At 72.9% G+C, this 15193-nt stretch carries 13 protein-coding genes and 1 riboswitch; of the genes, 10 read left to right on the forward strand and 3 right to left on the reverse strand.

From position 1 onward, the window contains the following. Nucleotides 1-243 precede the first annotated feature (243 nt). A riboswitch (SAM riboswitch) is annotated at nt 244-361 on the forward strand. Between the two features lie 158 nt (nt 362-519). Further along, a complete protein-coding gene (locus tag ABZ370_RS13360; RefSeq protein ID WP_358619750.1) occupies nt 520-1881 on the forward strand; it encodes an aminotransferase class V-fold PLP-dependent enzyme in 1362 nt (453 codons plus the stop codon). A gap of 9 nt (nt 1882-1890) precedes the next feature. On the opposite strand, the gene ABZ370_RS13365 is transcribed toward ABZ370_RS13360, so the two are convergent. Both ABZ370_RS13365 and ABZ370_RS13370 read right to left on the reverse strand, forming a co-directional pair. Beyond that, nucleotides 1891-2172 (reverse strand): Lrp/AsnC ligand binding domain-containing protein, encoded by a 282-nt coding sequence (locus ABZ370_RS13365; RefSeq protein ID WP_358619752.1) that lies wholly within the window; start codon nt 2170-2172, stop codon nt 1891-1893. Beyond that, a complete protein-coding gene (locus ABZ370_RS13370) occupies nt 2169-2879 on the reverse strand; it encodes a rhomboid family intramembrane serine protease (RefSeq protein WP_358619753.1) in 711 nt (236 codons plus the stop codon). The genes ABZ370_RS13365 and ABZ370_RS13370 overlap by 4 nt, the downstream gene beginning before the upstream one ends. Before the next feature lie 142 nt (nt 2880-3021). On the opposite strand from ABZ370_RS13370, the gene ABZ370_RS13375 reads away from it, so the two are divergent. The 6 genes from ABZ370_RS13375 to ABZ370_RS13400 all read left to right on the forward strand — a co-directional run bounded on the left by ABZ370_RS13375 (nt 3022) and on the right by ABZ370_RS13400 (nt 10218). Beyond that, nucleotides 3022-3267 carry a hypothetical protein gene (locus ABZ370_RS13375; protein WP_358619754.1) on the forward strand — a complete coding sequence of 82 codons (246 nt, stop codon included), beginning with the start codon at nt 3022-3024 and terminating at the stop codon, nt 3265-3267. 22 nt (nt 3268-3289) lie between these two features. After that, nucleotides 3290-4648 carry an NYN domain-containing protein gene (locus tag ABZ370_RS13380; protein WP_358619756.1) on the forward strand — a complete coding sequence of 453 codons (1359 nt, stop codon included), beginning with the start codon at nt 3290-3292 and terminating at the stop codon, nt 4646-4648. A gap of 263 nt (nt 4649-4911) precedes the next feature. After that, complete coding sequence (locus ABZ370_RS13385; RefSeq protein ID WP_358619758.1) at nt 4912-5937, forward strand: NlpC/P60 family protein; 1026 nt, start codon at nt 4912-4914, stop codon at nt 5935-5937. Nucleotides 5938-6118: 181 nt separating this feature from the next. Beyond that, on the forward strand, nt 6119-7237 hold the full coding sequence (locus ABZ370_RS13390; protein WP_358619759.1) for a C40 family peptidase: 1119 nt from the start codon (nt 6119-6121) through the stop codon (nt 7235-7237). Nucleotides 7238-7336: 99 nt separating this feature from the next. Beyond that, nucleotides 7337-8542 (forward strand): hypothetical protein, encoded by a 1206-nt coding sequence (locus ABZ370_RS13395; RefSeq protein WP_358619882.1) that lies wholly within the window; start codon nt 7337-7339, stop codon nt 8540-8542. 533 nt (nt 8543-9075) lie between these two features. Next, on the forward strand, nt 9076-10218 hold the full coding sequence (locus ABZ370_RS13400; protein WP_358619761.1) for a glycosyltransferase family 4 protein: 1143 nt from the start codon (nt 9076-9078) through the stop codon (nt 10216-10218). A 51-nt stretch (nt 10219-10269) separates the two neighbouring features. On the opposite strand, the gene ABZ370_RS13405 is transcribed toward ABZ370_RS13400, so the two are convergent. Further along, entirely contained in the window at nt 10270-12066 is a 1797-nt protein-coding gene (locus ABZ370_RS13405; protein WP_358619763.1) for an AMP-dependent synthetase/ligase, read from the reverse strand. Between the two features lie 252 nt (nt 12067-12318). On the opposite strand from ABZ370_RS13405, the gene ABZ370_RS13410 reads away from it, so the two are divergent. The 3 genes from ABZ370_RS13410 to ABZ370_RS13420 all read left to right on the forward strand — a co-directional run bounded on the left by ABZ370_RS13410 (nt 12319) and on the right by ABZ370_RS13420 (nt 15148). Continuing rightward, nucleotides 12319-13089 carry a metallophosphoesterase gene (locus ABZ370_RS13410; protein WP_358619764.1) on the forward strand — a complete coding sequence of 257 codons (771 nt, stop codon included), beginning with the start codon at nt 12319-12321 and terminating at the stop codon, nt 13087-13089. Between the two features lie 66 nt (nt 13090-13155). After that, a complete protein-coding gene (locus ABZ370_RS13415) occupies nt 13156-13593 on the forward strand; it encodes an SRPBCC family protein (protein ID WP_358619766.1) in 438 nt (145 codons plus the stop codon). Between the two features lie 190 nt (nt 13594-13783). Beyond that, a complete protein-coding gene (locus tag ABZ370_RS13420) occupies nt 13784-15148 on the forward strand; it encodes an ArsA-related P-loop ATPase (RefSeq protein WP_358619768.1) in 1365 nt (454 codons plus the stop codon). Nucleotides 15149-15193 lie beyond the last annotated feature (45 nt).

The raw sequence follows: 15193 nt of genomic DNA on the forward strand, positions 1-15193 counted from the left end.
GCGGCCCGGTGGCCGGGTTGTGCCCACTCGTTCCTCCCCCAGCTACCGCTGGGAGGTGCCCCCCGGCGGAACGATTGCCCACAACCTTCCAGCCGCTCCGGGCGTACAACCCAGCCCCTCCGGCGTTTGAGGAGCGGGGGTCCGGGGGCGGAGCCCCCGGGGTCGGGAAGGGGCGGGGTGGGGGATCGTCCAGGATGCGGACGCGCGCTGGGCGTCGCGCGTCCGCATGGCATAATCCCCCCAGGTCACGAGCGACAGCGACTTCGGCCCCGGCCCGCTGTCCGGCAACCCTCCGTCCGTGGCGGGGTGCCCCGGGTGATGACCAGGCCGCACGCAGCGAGGTGTGCGGCAAGCGCGGACCCCTCACACCAGGGGTCCTGGTGGTCGAGGGAGTTCTTCCGTGACGCAGCGAATGCGCTAGGGCCGCAGCGCCCGTTTTCCCCCCAGCTCCGCGCGGAGCCGAGTCACCGTGCGTTGAGCGAGTTTCCGCACGCTCGCACCCCATCGGGAGAATTCGCCATGTCCGCATGCCCTTCTGCAGTCGAGACCCACACCCCGCTCCCCGTCCTCGGCAGCGACGTCACCGTGCCCCTGGTCACCGGCGGTGAGGTGACCTACGCCGCGCTCGACTACGCGGCCAGCGCGCCCGCCCTGAAGCGGGTGTGGGACGACGTCGCCGCGTACGCGCCGTACTACGGCAGCGTCCACCGCGGGGCGGGCTATCTGTCGCAACTGTCGACGGACCTCTTCGAGACCAGCCGCAAGGAGATCGCGGCGTTCCTGGGCTGCCGGGAGGACGACCAGGTGGTCTTCACCCGCTCGACCACCGACTCGCTCAACCTCCTCGCCGCCGCGGTGCCGACCGGCACGGAGGTGTTCGTGTTCGAGACCGAGCACCACGCCTCGCTGCTGCCGTGGGAGCAGCGGGAGGACACCCCGGTGACCTACCTGAGCGCGCCGCGCTCGCCGCGGCAGGCCGTGGAGACGCTGGAGAAGGCGCTCGCCGGGCGGGACGGCGGCCCGGCGCTGGTGTGCGTGACGGGTGCGTCGAACGTGACGGGCGAGCTGTGGCCGGTGCGGGAGCTGGCCGCGGCGGCGCACGCGCACGGCGCCCGTATCGTCCTGGACGCCGCGCAGCTGGCCCCGCACCACCCGGTGGACATCGCGGAGGCGGACGTGGACTGGGTCGCGTTCTCCGGGCACAAGCTCTACGCCCCCTTCGGGGCGGGCGTCCTGGCGGGCCGGGCCGACTGGCTGCGCGAGGCGCGGCCGTATCTGGCGGGCGGCGGCGCGAGCCGCAAGGTCGCGCGGCGGGACGACGGCGGGGTGGACGTCGAGTGGCACACCACCGCGGCGCGGCACGAGGCCGGTTCGCCGAACGTGATCGGGGTGTACTCGATCGCCTCGGCGTGCAAGGCGCTGACCGAGGCCGGGTTCGACGGCCTGGTGGCGCGCGAGCGGCAGCTGATCGCGAAGGTGCGGGAAGGGCTCGCGGAGGTGCCTCAGGTGCGGCTGCTGTCGCTGTTCGGCGACGACGCGCCGCGGGTGGGCGTGCTGTCCTTCGTGGTGGACGGCTGGAACAGCTCCCACTTCGCGGCGGCGCTGTCCGCGGAGTACGGGATCGGCGTACGGGACGGGCTGTTCTGCGCGCATCCGCTGGTGCGGACCCTGCTGGACAGCGAGCCGGACGAGCCGGGGGAGTGCGGCGCACCCGAGGCCGCCCCGGGCGAGCGCTCCCTGAACGCGATCCGGGTCAGCTTCGGCGCGGGCACGCCGGACGAGCATGTGGAGCGCTTCGTCCGGGCGGTGAAGGAGCTGGTCCGGTCCGGAGCGAAGTGGGACTACCGCACGGAGGACGGCCGCTGCGTCCCGGTGTCCTAGCTAGGAGGGCTAGCTGTCGAGACCGATCGCGAACGCGGCTTCCAGGTCGTGCTGGGAGTACGTACGGAACGCGATGTGGGTCTCGGTGGAGGCCACGCCGGGGACCTTGGAGATCTGGCCCGGGATGATGTCCGCGAGGTCGTCGTGCTGGCCCACCCGCACCATGGCGATCAGATCGTGCGCCCCGGTGACGGAGTAGACCTCGCTCACGCCCTCGATCGCGGCGATCTTCTCGGCGATCTCCGGAATCCGGTCCACGCTGGTCTTGATGAGCACGATCGAAGTGATCACGGCTGGCTTTCTCCCTCGCTGGGCCGGGCTGCGCCGCCCACTCTATCCGGCCGCCCGAAGCGGGCCCACGCGTAGAGAAAACCCAGAGTGAAGCCCACGAGATGGGCGAGGTAGGCCACTCCGGGGCGGGCGTCGGCCTGGCGGGCGGCGAGCCATTGGAGGGTGACCCAGAAGATCAGTACGGCCCAGGCGGGGAAGCGCAGCGGCAGGAAGAAGAGAAACGGGAACAGGCTGGTCACCCGGGCGCGCGGAAAGAGCCATAAGAAGGCGCCGAGGACGCCGGAGATGGCCCCCGAGGCGCCGACCAGCGTCTGGGGCGAGTCGGCGTGGGCGGCGGCGTAGCCGAGGAGCGCGAGATAGCCGGTGACGAGGTAGAAGAGGGCGAACTCCATACGCCCCATGCGCTCCTCGGTCATCGCACCGAAGACGTAGAGGAACAGCATGTTGCCGAGCAGATGCAGCCAGTTGCCGTGGACGAAGAGCGCGGTCAGCGGGGTCAGCGGCTCGGCCGGGGTGCCGCCCCACAGGGCGCTGGGGACGACTCCCCAGCGCTCGAAGTACGAGGTCTGGGCCTGGAGGAGGTCCCCGCCGGAGCCGTAGCGGGGGTCGAGCCCGGAGGCCGGTCCGAGGACGAAGACCAGGCAGCAGACGGCGATGAGGGCGTACGTCATCACCGGACGGCCGGACTCCGCCGACTTCTCGATCATGGGCAGATCATCGCGTACCCGGCACAACCTGCACAGAGCGCCTCGCCGCCGCCCGGGGGCGGGTACGGGGCCCGACACCCCCTGCGGCTCAGGCCGTAGGGTGACAGGACGCCGATGAGCCGAGAAGCGAGGACCCGACACCATGGCCGTTCCCACGCCGACAGCCGAGACCCGCTGGCGCTGCACGCTGTGCGGCAACCTCACCCGTTTCGATGTGACCCGCTCGACGAAGGCGGTCGAGTTCATTCACCTGGACCTGGCCGGGGAGCCTCGGGTCGAGGAACGCGATGTGGTCAGTGAGACCATTGAGTCAGTGCGTTGTCGCTGGTGCAACGCGGTCGACCAGATCGAGCTGGTCGACCGTCCGAGTACGAACGCGAGGGCCTGAGAAGCGAAGCGAGGAGAAGGTGGTGGACCGGACGGGCGGCGCCGGGGCGTCCGCTGACGCCGAGGGCGTCATCGAGGCGCTGGACCGCCCCCTGCCGGAAGGGGTGCGGCGGCGCGTGGTGGCGCTGGTCGCGGACGCGTTCGGTGGTCTGACGGTCACCGAACTGCCACCCCAGCTGCGGCAGTACGCCCGTTTCACCCCGAACCGGCGCGCGAAGTTCGCGGGGAACGCGATGGCCGCCGCCGTGGAGAGCGACGCCGTCTTCCGGCAGCGGATCGGGCAGCGGCTGCGGGAGACGCAGCCGGAGCTCGCCGAGGCCATCGAGGGCGGTTCGCCGCCCGCGGCCGCCGACCCGGTGGACGTGGCGGCGGTGGCGTACGTGCTGCGCCCGGTCGGCTGGGTGAAGCTGGTCGAGGCGGCGGGCGAGGAGGCCCAGCGGGTGTCGGCCGAGCGGGCCGGCGAGGAGGCCGAGCGCGAGCTGCAGCGGCTGCGCGAGGAGCTGGCCACCGCCCGCGCGGCGGCGCGCAAGGAGACGGACCGGGTCCGCGCCGAGCTGGACGCGGCCCGCAGGGAGGCGGATGCGGCGCAGCGCAAGCTGCGCAGCGCCCAGAGCGATGTGAGGCGCGGGGCGGCGGCGCTGCGCAAGGCCGAGGGCGAGCTGGAGACCGTGCGGTCGGAGGCCGCGTCGCGGCAGGCCGCGGCCGACGGTGAGGCGCGGCGGCTGCGGGCCCGGCTGGCGGAGGCGGAGTCGGCGCTGGAGGCGAGCCGCCGGGCGGTGCGCGAGGGCCGCAGCGTGGAGGACATGCGGCTGCGGCTGCTGCTGGACACCGTGCTGGACGCGGCCCAGGGGCTGCGCCGCGAACTGGCGCTGCCGCCCGCGTCGATGCACCCGGCGGACACGGTGGACGCGGTCGAGCCGGGCAAGATGACGCCGAAGGACATAGCGACCAGGGCGCTCTCGGAGACGGACCCGGCGCTGCTGGACCAGTTGCTGGAGCTGCCGCAGGCGCATCTGGTGGTGGACGGCTACAACGTCACCAAGACCGGATATCCGACGATGCCGTTGGAGAAGCAGCGGCTGCGGCTGCTGGGCGGGCTCGCGGTGCTCGCGGCGCAGACGGGCGCGGAGATGACGTGTGTCTTCGACGGAGCGGAGCTGGCCGCTCCGGTGCTGCTGGCGCCGCCGCGCGGGGTCCGGGTGCTGTTCAGCAAGCCGGGCGTGACGGCGGACGAGCTGATCCGGCAGCTGGTGCGGGCCGAGCCGCCGGGCCGTCCGGTGGTCGTCGTGTCGACCGACCGGGAGGTCGCGGATGGGGTCGCGCGCGCCGGAGCGCGCCCCGTGGCATCCGCCTTGCTGCTGAAACGACTTGCGCGTACCTGACGGGCGCTGAGCATCAGCACAGCGTCAAATGACCGTCACTGCCCGTGCGATGTTTGTAAAAGATGCGCCTGTGGCCAATTTTTTTGTCGTTGGGATTTGAACGGATCACGGCAGGGTCACTAGTGTCGGCTCGAACCTTCGCGCGGTAGATCACCCATCCGGGGTGACAGCGGGGGTACCGTCGAGTCCGTGGCCCATCCGCGGAGCCCGGGGTCGCGTGTCAACCCCTGGTAGGCGGCCGGAGGAAGAAGGAGATCGCCTTCGTGGCGTCCCACCGTCGACCCAAGCAGCCGAGCCGCACTCGGGTAACCGTACTCACGGCGACCGCCGCAGCCGCCGTCGCGCTCACGTCCCAGGCCGCCCAGGCCGCTCCGAAGCAGGACAAGAAGGACGTCAAGGAGCAGGTCGACAAGCTCTACGAAGAGGCGGAGCAGGCGACCGAGAAGTACAACGGCGCCAAGGAGAAGCAGGACAAGCTGGAGAAGCAGGTCGGCGACCTCCAGGACAACGTGGCGCGCGGTCAGCAGGACCTGAACAAGCTGCGCGACGGCCTGGGTTCGATGGCCACCGCCCAGTACCGCACCGGCGGGATCGACCCCTCCGTGCAGCTGATCCTCTCCTCCGACCCGGACACCTACCTCGACAAGGCGTCCACCCTCGACCAGGTCAGCGGCAAGCAGGCCGAGTCGCTGCGGAAGATCGGCGACAAGCAGCGCACGCTCAAGCAGCAGCGCGAGGAGGCGTCCACCAAGCTGCAGGACCTGGCGGACACCCGGAAGGCGCTGGGCGACAAGAAGAAGCAGATCCAGGGCAAGCTCACCAAGGCCCGTAATCTGCTCAACACCCTCACCGAGCAGGAGCGCGCCAAGCTGGCGCAGGCGGAGAAGGAACGCGCCAACCGTGCCAGCAGCCGGGTCGACCTGGGCAGCGACGTGCCCGACTCGCAGCGTGCCGCCGCCGCGCTGGCCGCCGCCAAGACCAAGATCGGCTCCCCGTACGTCTGGGGCGCCACCGGCCCGTCCTCCTTCGACTGCTCCGGCCTCACCGGCTGGGCGTACCAGCAGGCCGGTGTCCAGCTGCCGCGCATCTCCCAGGACCAGGCCAACGCCGGTACGCAGATCGGCCGCGGCGAGCTGAAGCCCGGCGATCTGGTGATGTTCTACAGCGACCTGCACCACATAGGCCTCTACGCGGGCAACGGACAGGTGCTGCACGCGCCCAAGCCCGGTGCCAATGTGCGCTATGAGTCGATGGACAACATGCCGTTCCAGTACGGCGTGAGGGTCTGACGACGACGTCCGTTCGGGCGAATCGGGACAACTCCCCACGACTCCTGCCCCGTCGGTGACCTGCGGTCTCCGGCGGGGCATCAGTTTGTGTGCCCGCGATCGGCTTTGGACCCGGGGTGGTCGCGCCGTTACTGTCTGCGCGCAGTTCTCCACCGACTCCGCGGAAGGGAGTGCGGCTCCCATGGCGTCCTCTCGCCGCTTCTCGAAGCCCGGGCCCGTCCGGGCCACCGTCGTCTGGACCGCCGCCTCGGCGGCCGCAGCCACCGGGGCGGTGCTGGCCGCCCCGGCCGGGGCCGAACCCCACGACCCCACGATGGGCCATCCCGCGGCCCGGACCGCCGCCGACCGGATCGACCACCTCTACGAGCAGGCCGAACGCGCCACCGAGCGCTACAACGCGGCCTCCACCCGGACCCACCGGCTGCGCCGCCAGGTGGACCGCCTCCAGGACCGCGCGGCCCGCGGCCAGGAGCGGGTCAACCGGATGCGGGTGGCGCTCGGCGCGATCGCGGGCGGCCAGTACCGCACCGGCGGTTTCGACCCGGGCCTCGCCCTCCTCCTCTCCTCCGACCCCGCCGACTACCTCGACCAGGCCACCATGCTGGACCGCATCAGCAGTCGGCAGGCCGGACAGCTGCGGGTCCTGGCGCGCGCCCAGCGCACCCTGGGTCAGCAGCGCACGGAGGCGGCGGCCCAGCTGGTGAAGCTGGAGCACGGCTGCCGGGCCGTCGCCCTCCACAAACGCGAGGTCCAGCGCAAGCTGGCCACCGCGCGGCGGCTGCTGGGCGCGATGCGGCCGGGGGAGTGGGAGGCGTACGCACACGCCTCGCGCGCCTCGCGCGCCGGGGATGGGCGCGGGCACGGGGCGTACGCCGTACCGGGCGCGGGGGCGTACGCCGTGCCGGGCGCGCCCTCCGGTACCCCGCACGCGACAACTGGTCCGGGGCCGTCCTCGCCGCGCGCCGCCGCGGCGTTCGGCGCGGCGCGGGCCGCGGTCGGCCTGCCGTACGCCTGGGGACAGGCCGGGCCCACCGCCTTCGACTGCTCCGGGCTGACCCAGTGGGCCTACCGCCGCGCCGGGGTGGCCATCCCGCGCACCTCCCAGGCCCAGGCGCGGACCGGACAGCCCCTGATGCTGTCCCAGGCCCGCCCCGGCGACCTGGTCGTCTACCGCTCCGACGCCGGGCACGTCGCCATGTACGCCGGAGGCGGCCAGGTGATCCACGCGCCCTACCCGGGGGCGACGGTCCGCTACGACCCCGTCGGCATGATGCCGATCTTTTCCATCACCCGCGTCTGAAGCGCCGCGGCGGCTCGTACGATCTATGGCGTGACGGGTCGGTGGAGATCGGGGCGATGGCGGACGGCACTCTGTCTGCCGGTGGTGTGGGCGCTGCCGGTGGCGGCGCTCGCGGCATGCGGTACGGCCGTTCCGCCCGACGACCCCGCGGGACGGGACGGGCGCGCCGTGCAGCGCATGCTCGACCGGCGGGCCGCGGCGGTACGCGACCGTGACGCCTCCGCCTTCCTCGCCACCGTCGACCGTGGCTCGGCCGACTACCGCGCCGAGCAGCGGCGGGTGTTCAGCCGGCTGTCCGCCGTGCCCTTGCGCTCCTGGACGTACCGGCTGGTGCACACCGGCGGCTTCCGGCCCGCCCTGGGCGACGGCCACCGCCTCGCCGCGCAGGTCGAACTCCGCTACCGGCTCGCCGGATACGACACCGCCCCCGTCGTCGCCCCTCAGTACCTGACGCTCGCCCGGCGCGGCGGGCACTGGTTCGTCGCCGCCGACGACGGCCGGGTGGACGGCAAACGCGGCGTCGACCAGCTGTGGGACCAAGGCCGGGTCGACGTCGTCCGGGGCAAGCACAGCCTCGTCCTCGGCGTCGGCCAGAACCGCAGGCTGCTGCGCGGCGTCGCCGCCACCGCCGACCGGGCCGTCCCCGCCCTCGACCAGGTCTGGCCCGGCTCCTGGGCCGGGCGCGTCGTTGTCGAGGTGCCCGCCTCGCTGGACCGGATGGCCGCCCTGCTGGGCGCCTCCGCGAGCGGCTACCGGGGTATCGCGGCCGTCACCACCGGTGAGGTCGGCGGCGCGAGCGACTCCTCACCCGCCGACCGTGTGATCGTCAACCCCGACGCGTACCGGGCGCTCGGTGACTTCGGCCGTCAGGTCGTGGTCACCCATGAGACGGCCCATGTCGCCACCCGGGCCGCCACCACCGCCGCCACCCCGCTGTGGCTCTCCGAGGGCTTCGCCGACTGGACCGGCTACCGCACCCCCGGCCGCACCGCCCGCCAAGTCGCCCCCGAGCTCTCCGAAGCCGTCGCGGGCGGCCGCCTCCCGAAGTCCCTCCCGCCCGACGAGGCCTTCCGCTTCGGCAGTCGGCCCGACCGGCTCTCCGAAGCCTACGAGCAGGGCTGGCTGGCCTGTCGCATGATCGCCGATCGGTGGGGGGCGCGGAAGCTGGTCGCCCTCTACCGGGCGGTGGGGGCTGCTCCGCGGCGCGAGGGGGCCGTTGAGGCGGGCCTCCGCGATGTCCTGGGCGTCAGCCTGGCGGAGTTCACGGCCGAGTGGCGCAAGTACGTCGCCGAAGTCCTGGGCTAGCCCCCCTCCGGGTCGCCGCCCCGGGCCCCGCACCGGCGCCCGAACTCACCGCCGGGCGCGGTTCCCCGGGTGGGGCCCGGGGTCTCGATGCCGGGCGCGGCCCGGTGGCCGGGGGTGTCCCCCACCCCGCCCCTTCCCGAAACCGGGGCGCGGCCCCGGGCCCCGCACCGGTGCTCGGGCCCACCGCAGGGCGGGTTCCCCGGGTGGGGCCCGGGTTTCGGCGCCGGGTGCGGCCCGGTGGCCGGGTTGTGCCCACCCGTTCCGCCCCGCGGAACGATTGCCCACAACCATGCCGCTCGCGGCCCCGGTGTCTGAGGGGCCGGGCTGGGGCGGAGATGCCCGCTTCCCAGCCCCTCCGGCGTTTGAGGAGCGGGGGTTTGGGGGCGGAGCCCCCAACGGGGGCTGGGCGGGGATGCCCCAGTTCCAGCCCCTCCGGCGATTGAGGAGCGGGGGCCGGGGCGGCGCCCCGGTTCGGGTAGGGGCGGGGTGGGGGACAAAGCGCCCTGCCACGGCAGCCGGTACTGTCGGGCGCGATGGACAAGACCCTGCTCGTGACCAACGACTTCCCGCCCCGCCCCGGCGGCATCCAGGCGTTCCTGCACAACATCGCCCTCCGCCTCGACCCGGAGCAGATCGTCGTCTACGCCTCCACCTGGAAGCGCGGCGAGGAGGGCACCGAGGCCACCGCCCGGTTCGACGCCGAGCAGCCGTTTCCCGTCATCCGCGACCGTACGACGATGCTGCTGCCCACGCCCCGCGTCACCCGCCGCGCCGCCGAGCTGCTGCGCGAGCACGGCTGCCGCTCGGTGTGGTTCGGCGCCGCGGCGCCGCTCGGGCTGATGGCGCCCGCGCTGCGCACGGCAGGAGCGAAGACGGCGGTGGCGACCACGCACGGACACGAGGCCGCCTGGGCCCAGCTCCCCGCCTCTCGTACGCTGCTGCGCCGCATCGGCGAGGGTACGGACACGATCACCTACCTCGGCGAGTACACCCGCTCCCGCATCGCCGACGCGCTCACCCCCGAGGCCGCCGCCCGCATGGTGCAACTCCCGCCGGGGGTGGACGAGAAGACGTTCCACCCCGGCTCGGGCGGGGACGCGATCCGGGCCCGGCTGGGGCTCGCGGAGCGGCCCGTCGTGGTGTGCGTATCGCGGCTGGTGCCGCGCAAGGGGCAGGACACGCTGATCGAGGCCATGCCGCTGATCCTGAAGCGGGTGCCGGACGCGGTCCTGCTGATCGTGGGCGGCGGGCCGTACGAGAAGGAGCTGCGCCGCCTCGCCGAGGCGAGTGGCGTGGCCGAATCCGTACGCTTCACCGGCCCGGTGCCCTGGGAGGAGCTGCCCGCCCACTACGGCGCGGGCGACGTCTTCGCCATGCCGTGCCGTACGCGGCGGCGCGGGCTGGACGTCGAGGGCCTGGGCATCGTCTACCTGGAGGCGTCGGCGACCGGGCTTCCGGTGGTCGCCGGGGACTCCGGCGGCGCACCGGACGCGGTGCTGGAGGGCGAGACCGGCTGGGTGGTGCCGGGCGGCTCCGCGGAGCAGAGCGCGGAGCGGATCGTGGCCCTGCTGGAGGACGAGGCGCTGCGCCGCCGGATGGGCGAGCGGGGCCGCGCCTGGGTCGAGGAGCGCTGGCGCTGGGACCTGCTGGCCGAGCGGCTGCGTTCGCTGCTCTGAGCACACAGAGGCCCGGGGGCTGAGAAGCCCCCGGGCCGGTCCGGCGCGCGCTCAGCGCGCGTACAGCGCCTCGATCTCCGTCGCGAAGTCCTTCGCCACCACATTCCGCTTGAGCTTCATCGAGGGCGTCACATGCCCCGAGTCCTCGGTGAACTGCTGCGTCAGAACGCGGAACTTCCGCACCGACTCCGCCTTCGAGACCGCCGCGTTGCCGTCGTCCACGGCCGTCTGGATCTCGGCCAGCAGATCGGCGTCCTCGCGCAGGTCGGCCACGGTCGCGTCGGCCGGTTTGCCGTGTTCGGCGGCCCAGCGGGGCAGGAACTCCTCGTCGAGGGTGATCAGCGCGCCCACGAACGGGCGGCCGTCGCCGACGACCATGCACTCGGCGACCAGGGCATGCGCCCGGATGCGGTCCTCGATCACCGCGGGGGCGACGTTCTTGCCGCCCGCGGTGATGATGATCTCCTTCTTGCGGCCGGTGATGGTGAGGTAGCCGTCCTCGTCGAGGGTGCCGACGTCACCGGTGTGGAACCAGCCGTGGGACAGCGCCTCCGCCGTGGCCGCCTCGTTGTTCCAGTACTCCGTGAACAGATGGTCCCCGTGCAGCAGCACCTCGCCGTCGTCGGCGATGCGGACCACCGAGCCCGGCATGGGCTGGCCCACGGAGCCGATCTTCTGCCGGTCCCACGGGTTGAAGGTGGTGGCCGCGCAGGACTCGGTCAGCCCGTAGCCCTCCAGCACCGTGAAGCCGATCCCCCGGTAGAAGTGGCCGAGCCGCTCGCCCAGCGGGGCGCCGCCGGAGATGGCGTGGGTGGCGCGGCCGCCGAGGACGGCGCGCAGCTTGCTGTACACCAGCCGGTCGAAGACCTTGTGCTTGAGCCGGATTCCGAAGGACGGCCCGGACTCGGTGTCCAGCGCCTTGCTGTAGGCGATGGCGGTGTCGGCGGCCTTGTCGAAGATCTTTCCCTTGCCCTCGGCCTGGGCCTTGGCCCGCGCCGAGTTGTAGACCTTCTCGAAGACGCGCGGCACGCCCAGCACCAAGGTCGGCCGGAACGCGGCGAGTTCATCGGTGAGCGACTTGATGTCCGGAACATGGCCGAGTTTGATCGGTGCCAGAACCGCGCAAATCTCCACCAGCCGCCCGAAGACATGCGCTTCCGGGAGGAAGAGCAGCACGGAGGAGTCGCCGGTGGCGAAGATGGGTTTGAGCCGCGCCACCGCGTTGCCGCATTCGGCGAAGAAGCTGCGGTGCGAGAGGACGCAGCCCTTGGGGCGGCCCGTGGTGCCCGAGGTGTAGACGATGGTGGCGGGGGAGTCCGCGTTGGCGAGCGAGGAACGCTCGTCCACCGTCTCGTCCTTGACGTCCGAGCCCAGCGCCCGCAGCGTCCCGATCGCGTCGTCCTCGATCTGCCAGACGTGCTTCAGGCCCGGCAGGGTGTCCCGCACGGACTCCACGGCCGCCTCGTGCACACCGGTCTCCACGAGGACCGCGACCGCGCCCGAGTCGCTGAGAATCCACTGCACCTGCTCCGGCGAACTCGTTTCGTACACCGGCACGGTGATGGCGCCCGCGCTCCAGATGGCGAAGTCCAGCAGCGTCCACTCGTAGCGGGTGCGCGACATCAGGCCGACCCGGTCGCCCGCCGACACCCCGGCCGCGATCAGGCCCTTGGCGGCGGCGCGCACCTCGGCCAGGAAGTCCGCCGCGGTGACGTCCTCCCACCGGTCGCCGACCTTGCGGCCGACCACCGCCACATCCGGATGCTGCGCCGCGTTGCGTTGGATGAGGTCCGTCAGATTGCCGTCGGCCGGAACCTCGTACAGGGCCGGAAGGCTGAACTCGCGCAAGACTGCTGCTCCTCATGGGCGCCGGCGCCGCTGCAGGGCAAAGGGGGGTGCTGGACTGCCCGGACGTTACCCATCGGTATGGCTCCGGGATAGGGGTTTCCGTACAGATGTTTTATGCGTCACACACCGCCTTCGTACCGCGCGCAGACTAGTCGACGGCCATCGGAGCCCATAAGGAACCGCAGGTGGACGCGGGTCACTACGAACGGAACACCTTACGGACGGATGGTCACAGGTCTTAGGGTGACACGCATGCGAGTCCACGTGGTGAGTGACGTGCACGGGAACAGTCAGGACCTGGGGAAGGCGGGGGACGGGGCCGACGCCCTGATCTGCCTCGGTGACCTCGTCCTCTTCCTCGACTACGCCGACCACTCCCGCGGCATCTTCCCCGACCTCTTCGGCGTCGAGAACGCCGACCGCCTGGTCGAACTCCGCACCGCACGCCGCTTCGAGGAGGCCCGCGAGCTGGGCAACCGGCTGTGGGAGGGGCTCGACCGCAACGCGGCCGTCGAGTCCGCCGTACGCAGGCAGTACGCCGAGCTGTTCGCGGCCTTTCCCGCCCCGACGTACGCCACCTACGGCAATGTCGACATACCCGGGCTCTGGCCGGAATACGTCGAACCCGGCACCACGGTCCTCGACGGCGAACGGGTCGAAATCGGCGGTCTCGTCTTCGGCTTCGTCGGCGGGGGCCTGCGCACGGCGATGCGCACCCCGTACGAGATCGACGACGAGACGTACGCCGCGAAGATCGCCGCGCTCGGCGGCCGGGGCGATGTGGACGTGCTGTGCACCCACATCCCGCCCGAGGTGCCGGACCTCTGCTACGACACCGTCGCCCGCCGCTTCGAACGCGGCAGCGCGGCGCTGCTGGACGCGATCCACACCCTCCGTCCCCGTTACTCGCTTTTCGGTCATGTCCACCAGCCGCTCGCCCGCCGGATGCGGATCGGTGCCACCGAATGTGTCAACGTCGGACACTTCGCCTCCACCGGGACCCCCTGGGCCCTGGAGTGGTGACCCACCCGCGATAGCCTTCACCGGCAGACATCCCATGCGGCGGACCGGTACGGAGGAGCCACGGCGATGGCGGAACACACCAGCTCGAGCATCACGATCGAGGCGGCACCGGCCGACGTGATGGAGGTGATCGCCGACTTCGACCGCTACCCGGAGTGGTCCGGTGAGGTGAAGGAGGCCGACGTCCTCACCAAGGACGGGCAGGGGCGCGGCGAGCAGGTGCGGATGCTGCTCGACGCCGGGGCCATCAAGGACGACTACACGCTCCAGTACACCTGGAGCGGCGACCAGGTCAGCTGGTCCCTGCTCAAGTCCCAGATGCTGCGCACCCTCGACGGCTCCTACCGGCTGGCCGCGCTGGACGGCGGCAAGAGCACCGAGGTGACGTACCAGCTCACCGTCGACGTCAAGATCCCCATGCTCGGCATGATCAAGCGCAAGGCCGAGAAGGTCATCATCGACCGGGCGCTCGCGGGTCTGAAGAAGCGCGTCGAAGCCGCGTAAGGCCGGGTAAGGCCGCGTAAGCCCGGTTCGGCGCGCGGCCGCCATGGCCGTTCGGCGCGGCCGCCACGGCCGTTCGGCGCGCGGCCATCATCGGGCGGGGAGCGGGCCGGTGGCGGGGTACGCTCCGGCGGGGGCGGCCGCTGGGAGCCGCACCGCACACCCACGTACCACCCTGCCGGAGGCTCCTTTCATGCGTACGGTCCTCGTCACCGGTACGGGCGGCGCGGGCCGCACCACCGTGGCCGCCGCGACCGCCCTCGCCGCCGCCCGCGAGGGACAGCGCACCCTGCTGCTCACCGCCGACCGGGACGGCACGCCCGAGGCGCTGCTCGGCATCGGCCCGCTGCGCGGTGCGCCCGGCCGCAGCGCGGACCGGCTGCCGTGGTCCGTACCCGTCGCGCTGACCCCCGGGCTGTGGGCCGCCCGGGTCGTCACCGAGGAGTGGTTCCGCGACGAGCTGACCGCCCTCCAGGACCGTGGCCGCGGCATGCTCGACATGCTGGGCTCGGCACCCCTGGACGGCGAGGAACTGACCGCGCTCCCCGGCGTGGAGGCCATCGCGCTGCTGCGCGCGCTGCGCGCCGCGCAGACCGCCCCGCCCGGCACCGGCTGGGACGTCCTGGTGGTCGACCTGCCGCCCGCGCCGGAGACCGTCGCCCTGCTCGCCCTGCCCGAACAGCTGCGCCGCTATCTGCGGCGGCTGCTGCCCGCCGAGCGGCAGGCGGCCCGCGCGCTGCGGCCGATGCTGGCGCAGCTGGCCGGGATGCCGATGCCCGCGCAGAAGCTGTACGAGACGGCCGAGCGCTGGGAGCGCGAGCTGGCCGCCGTCCAGGGCGTGCTGGAGTCGGAGGCGACGACCGTACGGCTGGTGGTGGACCCCGGGCCGCTCGCCGACCGCGCGCTGCGCACCGCCCGCGCCGGGCTGGCGCTGCACGGCTGCCGGGTGGAGTCGGTCATCGCCAACCGGCTGCTGCCCACCGGCACCCCCGACCCCTGGCTCGGGGCGCTGTCCGGGCAGCAGCAGGCCGCGCTCAAGGAGCTGTACGAGCACTGGGCACCGGCCATTCCGGTGCGCGAGCTGCCGCATCTGGGCCGCGATCCGCAGGGCCTCGGCGACGCCACCGATGCCGCCGACGCCGCCGACAACAGCTCCGACGGCGGCCCCGCTGACATCTCAGGAGTGGTCTCCGGGGTCGTCGTCTCCGGCGGGGGTGGTCGTCCCCGCCCGGCTGCCGGACTGGCCGCGCTGGCCGGTCCCGTCGGGGCGCCCGACCCGCGGCCGGACCGCCCGGCGGCCGACCCGTGGAGCGTCGAGGACCGGCTGGCCGACGAGGGGGCGCTGCTGTGGCGGCTGCCGCTGCCCGGCGCCGACCGGGACGGGCTGGGTCTGGTCCGGCGCGGCGACGAACTGATCGTCACGGTCGGGACGTTCCACCGCGTGCTGCCGCTGCCGTCCGCGCTGCGCCGCTGCACGGTCTCCGGGGCCGGGCTGCGCGACGGCCATCTGCAGGTCCGCTTCACCCCGGACCCCGACCTGTGGCCGAAGCGGCCCTGACCGCTTCCGGGGCATCTGACCCCGGCCCGTCGTTCCGGTAACGTC

This window comes from Streptomyces sp. NPDC005962, assembly GCF_040629205.1.
GTDB lineage: Bacteria > Actinomycetota > Actinomycetes > Streptomycetales > Streptomycetaceae > Streptomyces.

What these genes read in the sequence shown, in the direction of transcription:
- ABZ370_RS13360 (WP_358619750.1), top strand. Translation starts at nt 520, where the DNA reads ATGTCCGCATGCCCTTCTGCAGTCGAGACCCACACCCCGCTCCCCGTC.
- ABZ370_RS13370 (WP_358619753.1), bottom strand. Translation starts at nt 2,879, where the DNA reads ATGATCGAGAAGTCGGCGGAGTCCGGCCGTCCGGTGATGACGTACGCC.
- ABZ370_RS13375 (WP_358619754.1), top strand. Translation starts at nt 3,022, where the DNA reads ATGGCCGTTCCCACGCCGACAGCCGAGACCCGCTGGCGCTGCACGCTG.
- ABZ370_RS13390 (WP_358619759.1), top strand. Translation starts at nt 6,119, where the DNA reads ATGGCGTCCTCTCGCCGCTTCTCGAAGCCCGGGCCCGTCCGGGCCACC.
- ABZ370_RS13400 (WP_358619761.1), top strand. Translation starts at nt 9,076, where the DNA reads ATGGACAAGACCCTGCTCGTGACCAACGACTTCCCGCCCCGCCCCGGC.
- ABZ370_RS13410 (WP_358619764.1), top strand. Translation starts at nt 12,319, where the DNA reads ATGCGAGTCCACGTGGTGAGTGACGTGCACGGGAACAGTCAGGACCTG.
- ABZ370_RS13415 (WP_358619766.1), top strand. Translation starts at nt 13,156, where the DNA reads ATGGCGGAACACACCAGCTCGAGCATCACGATCGAGGCGGCACCGGCC.
- ABZ370_RS13420 (WP_358619768.1), top strand. Translation starts at nt 13,784, where the DNA reads ATGCGTACGGTCCTCGTCACCGGTACGGGCGGCGCGGGCCGCACCACC.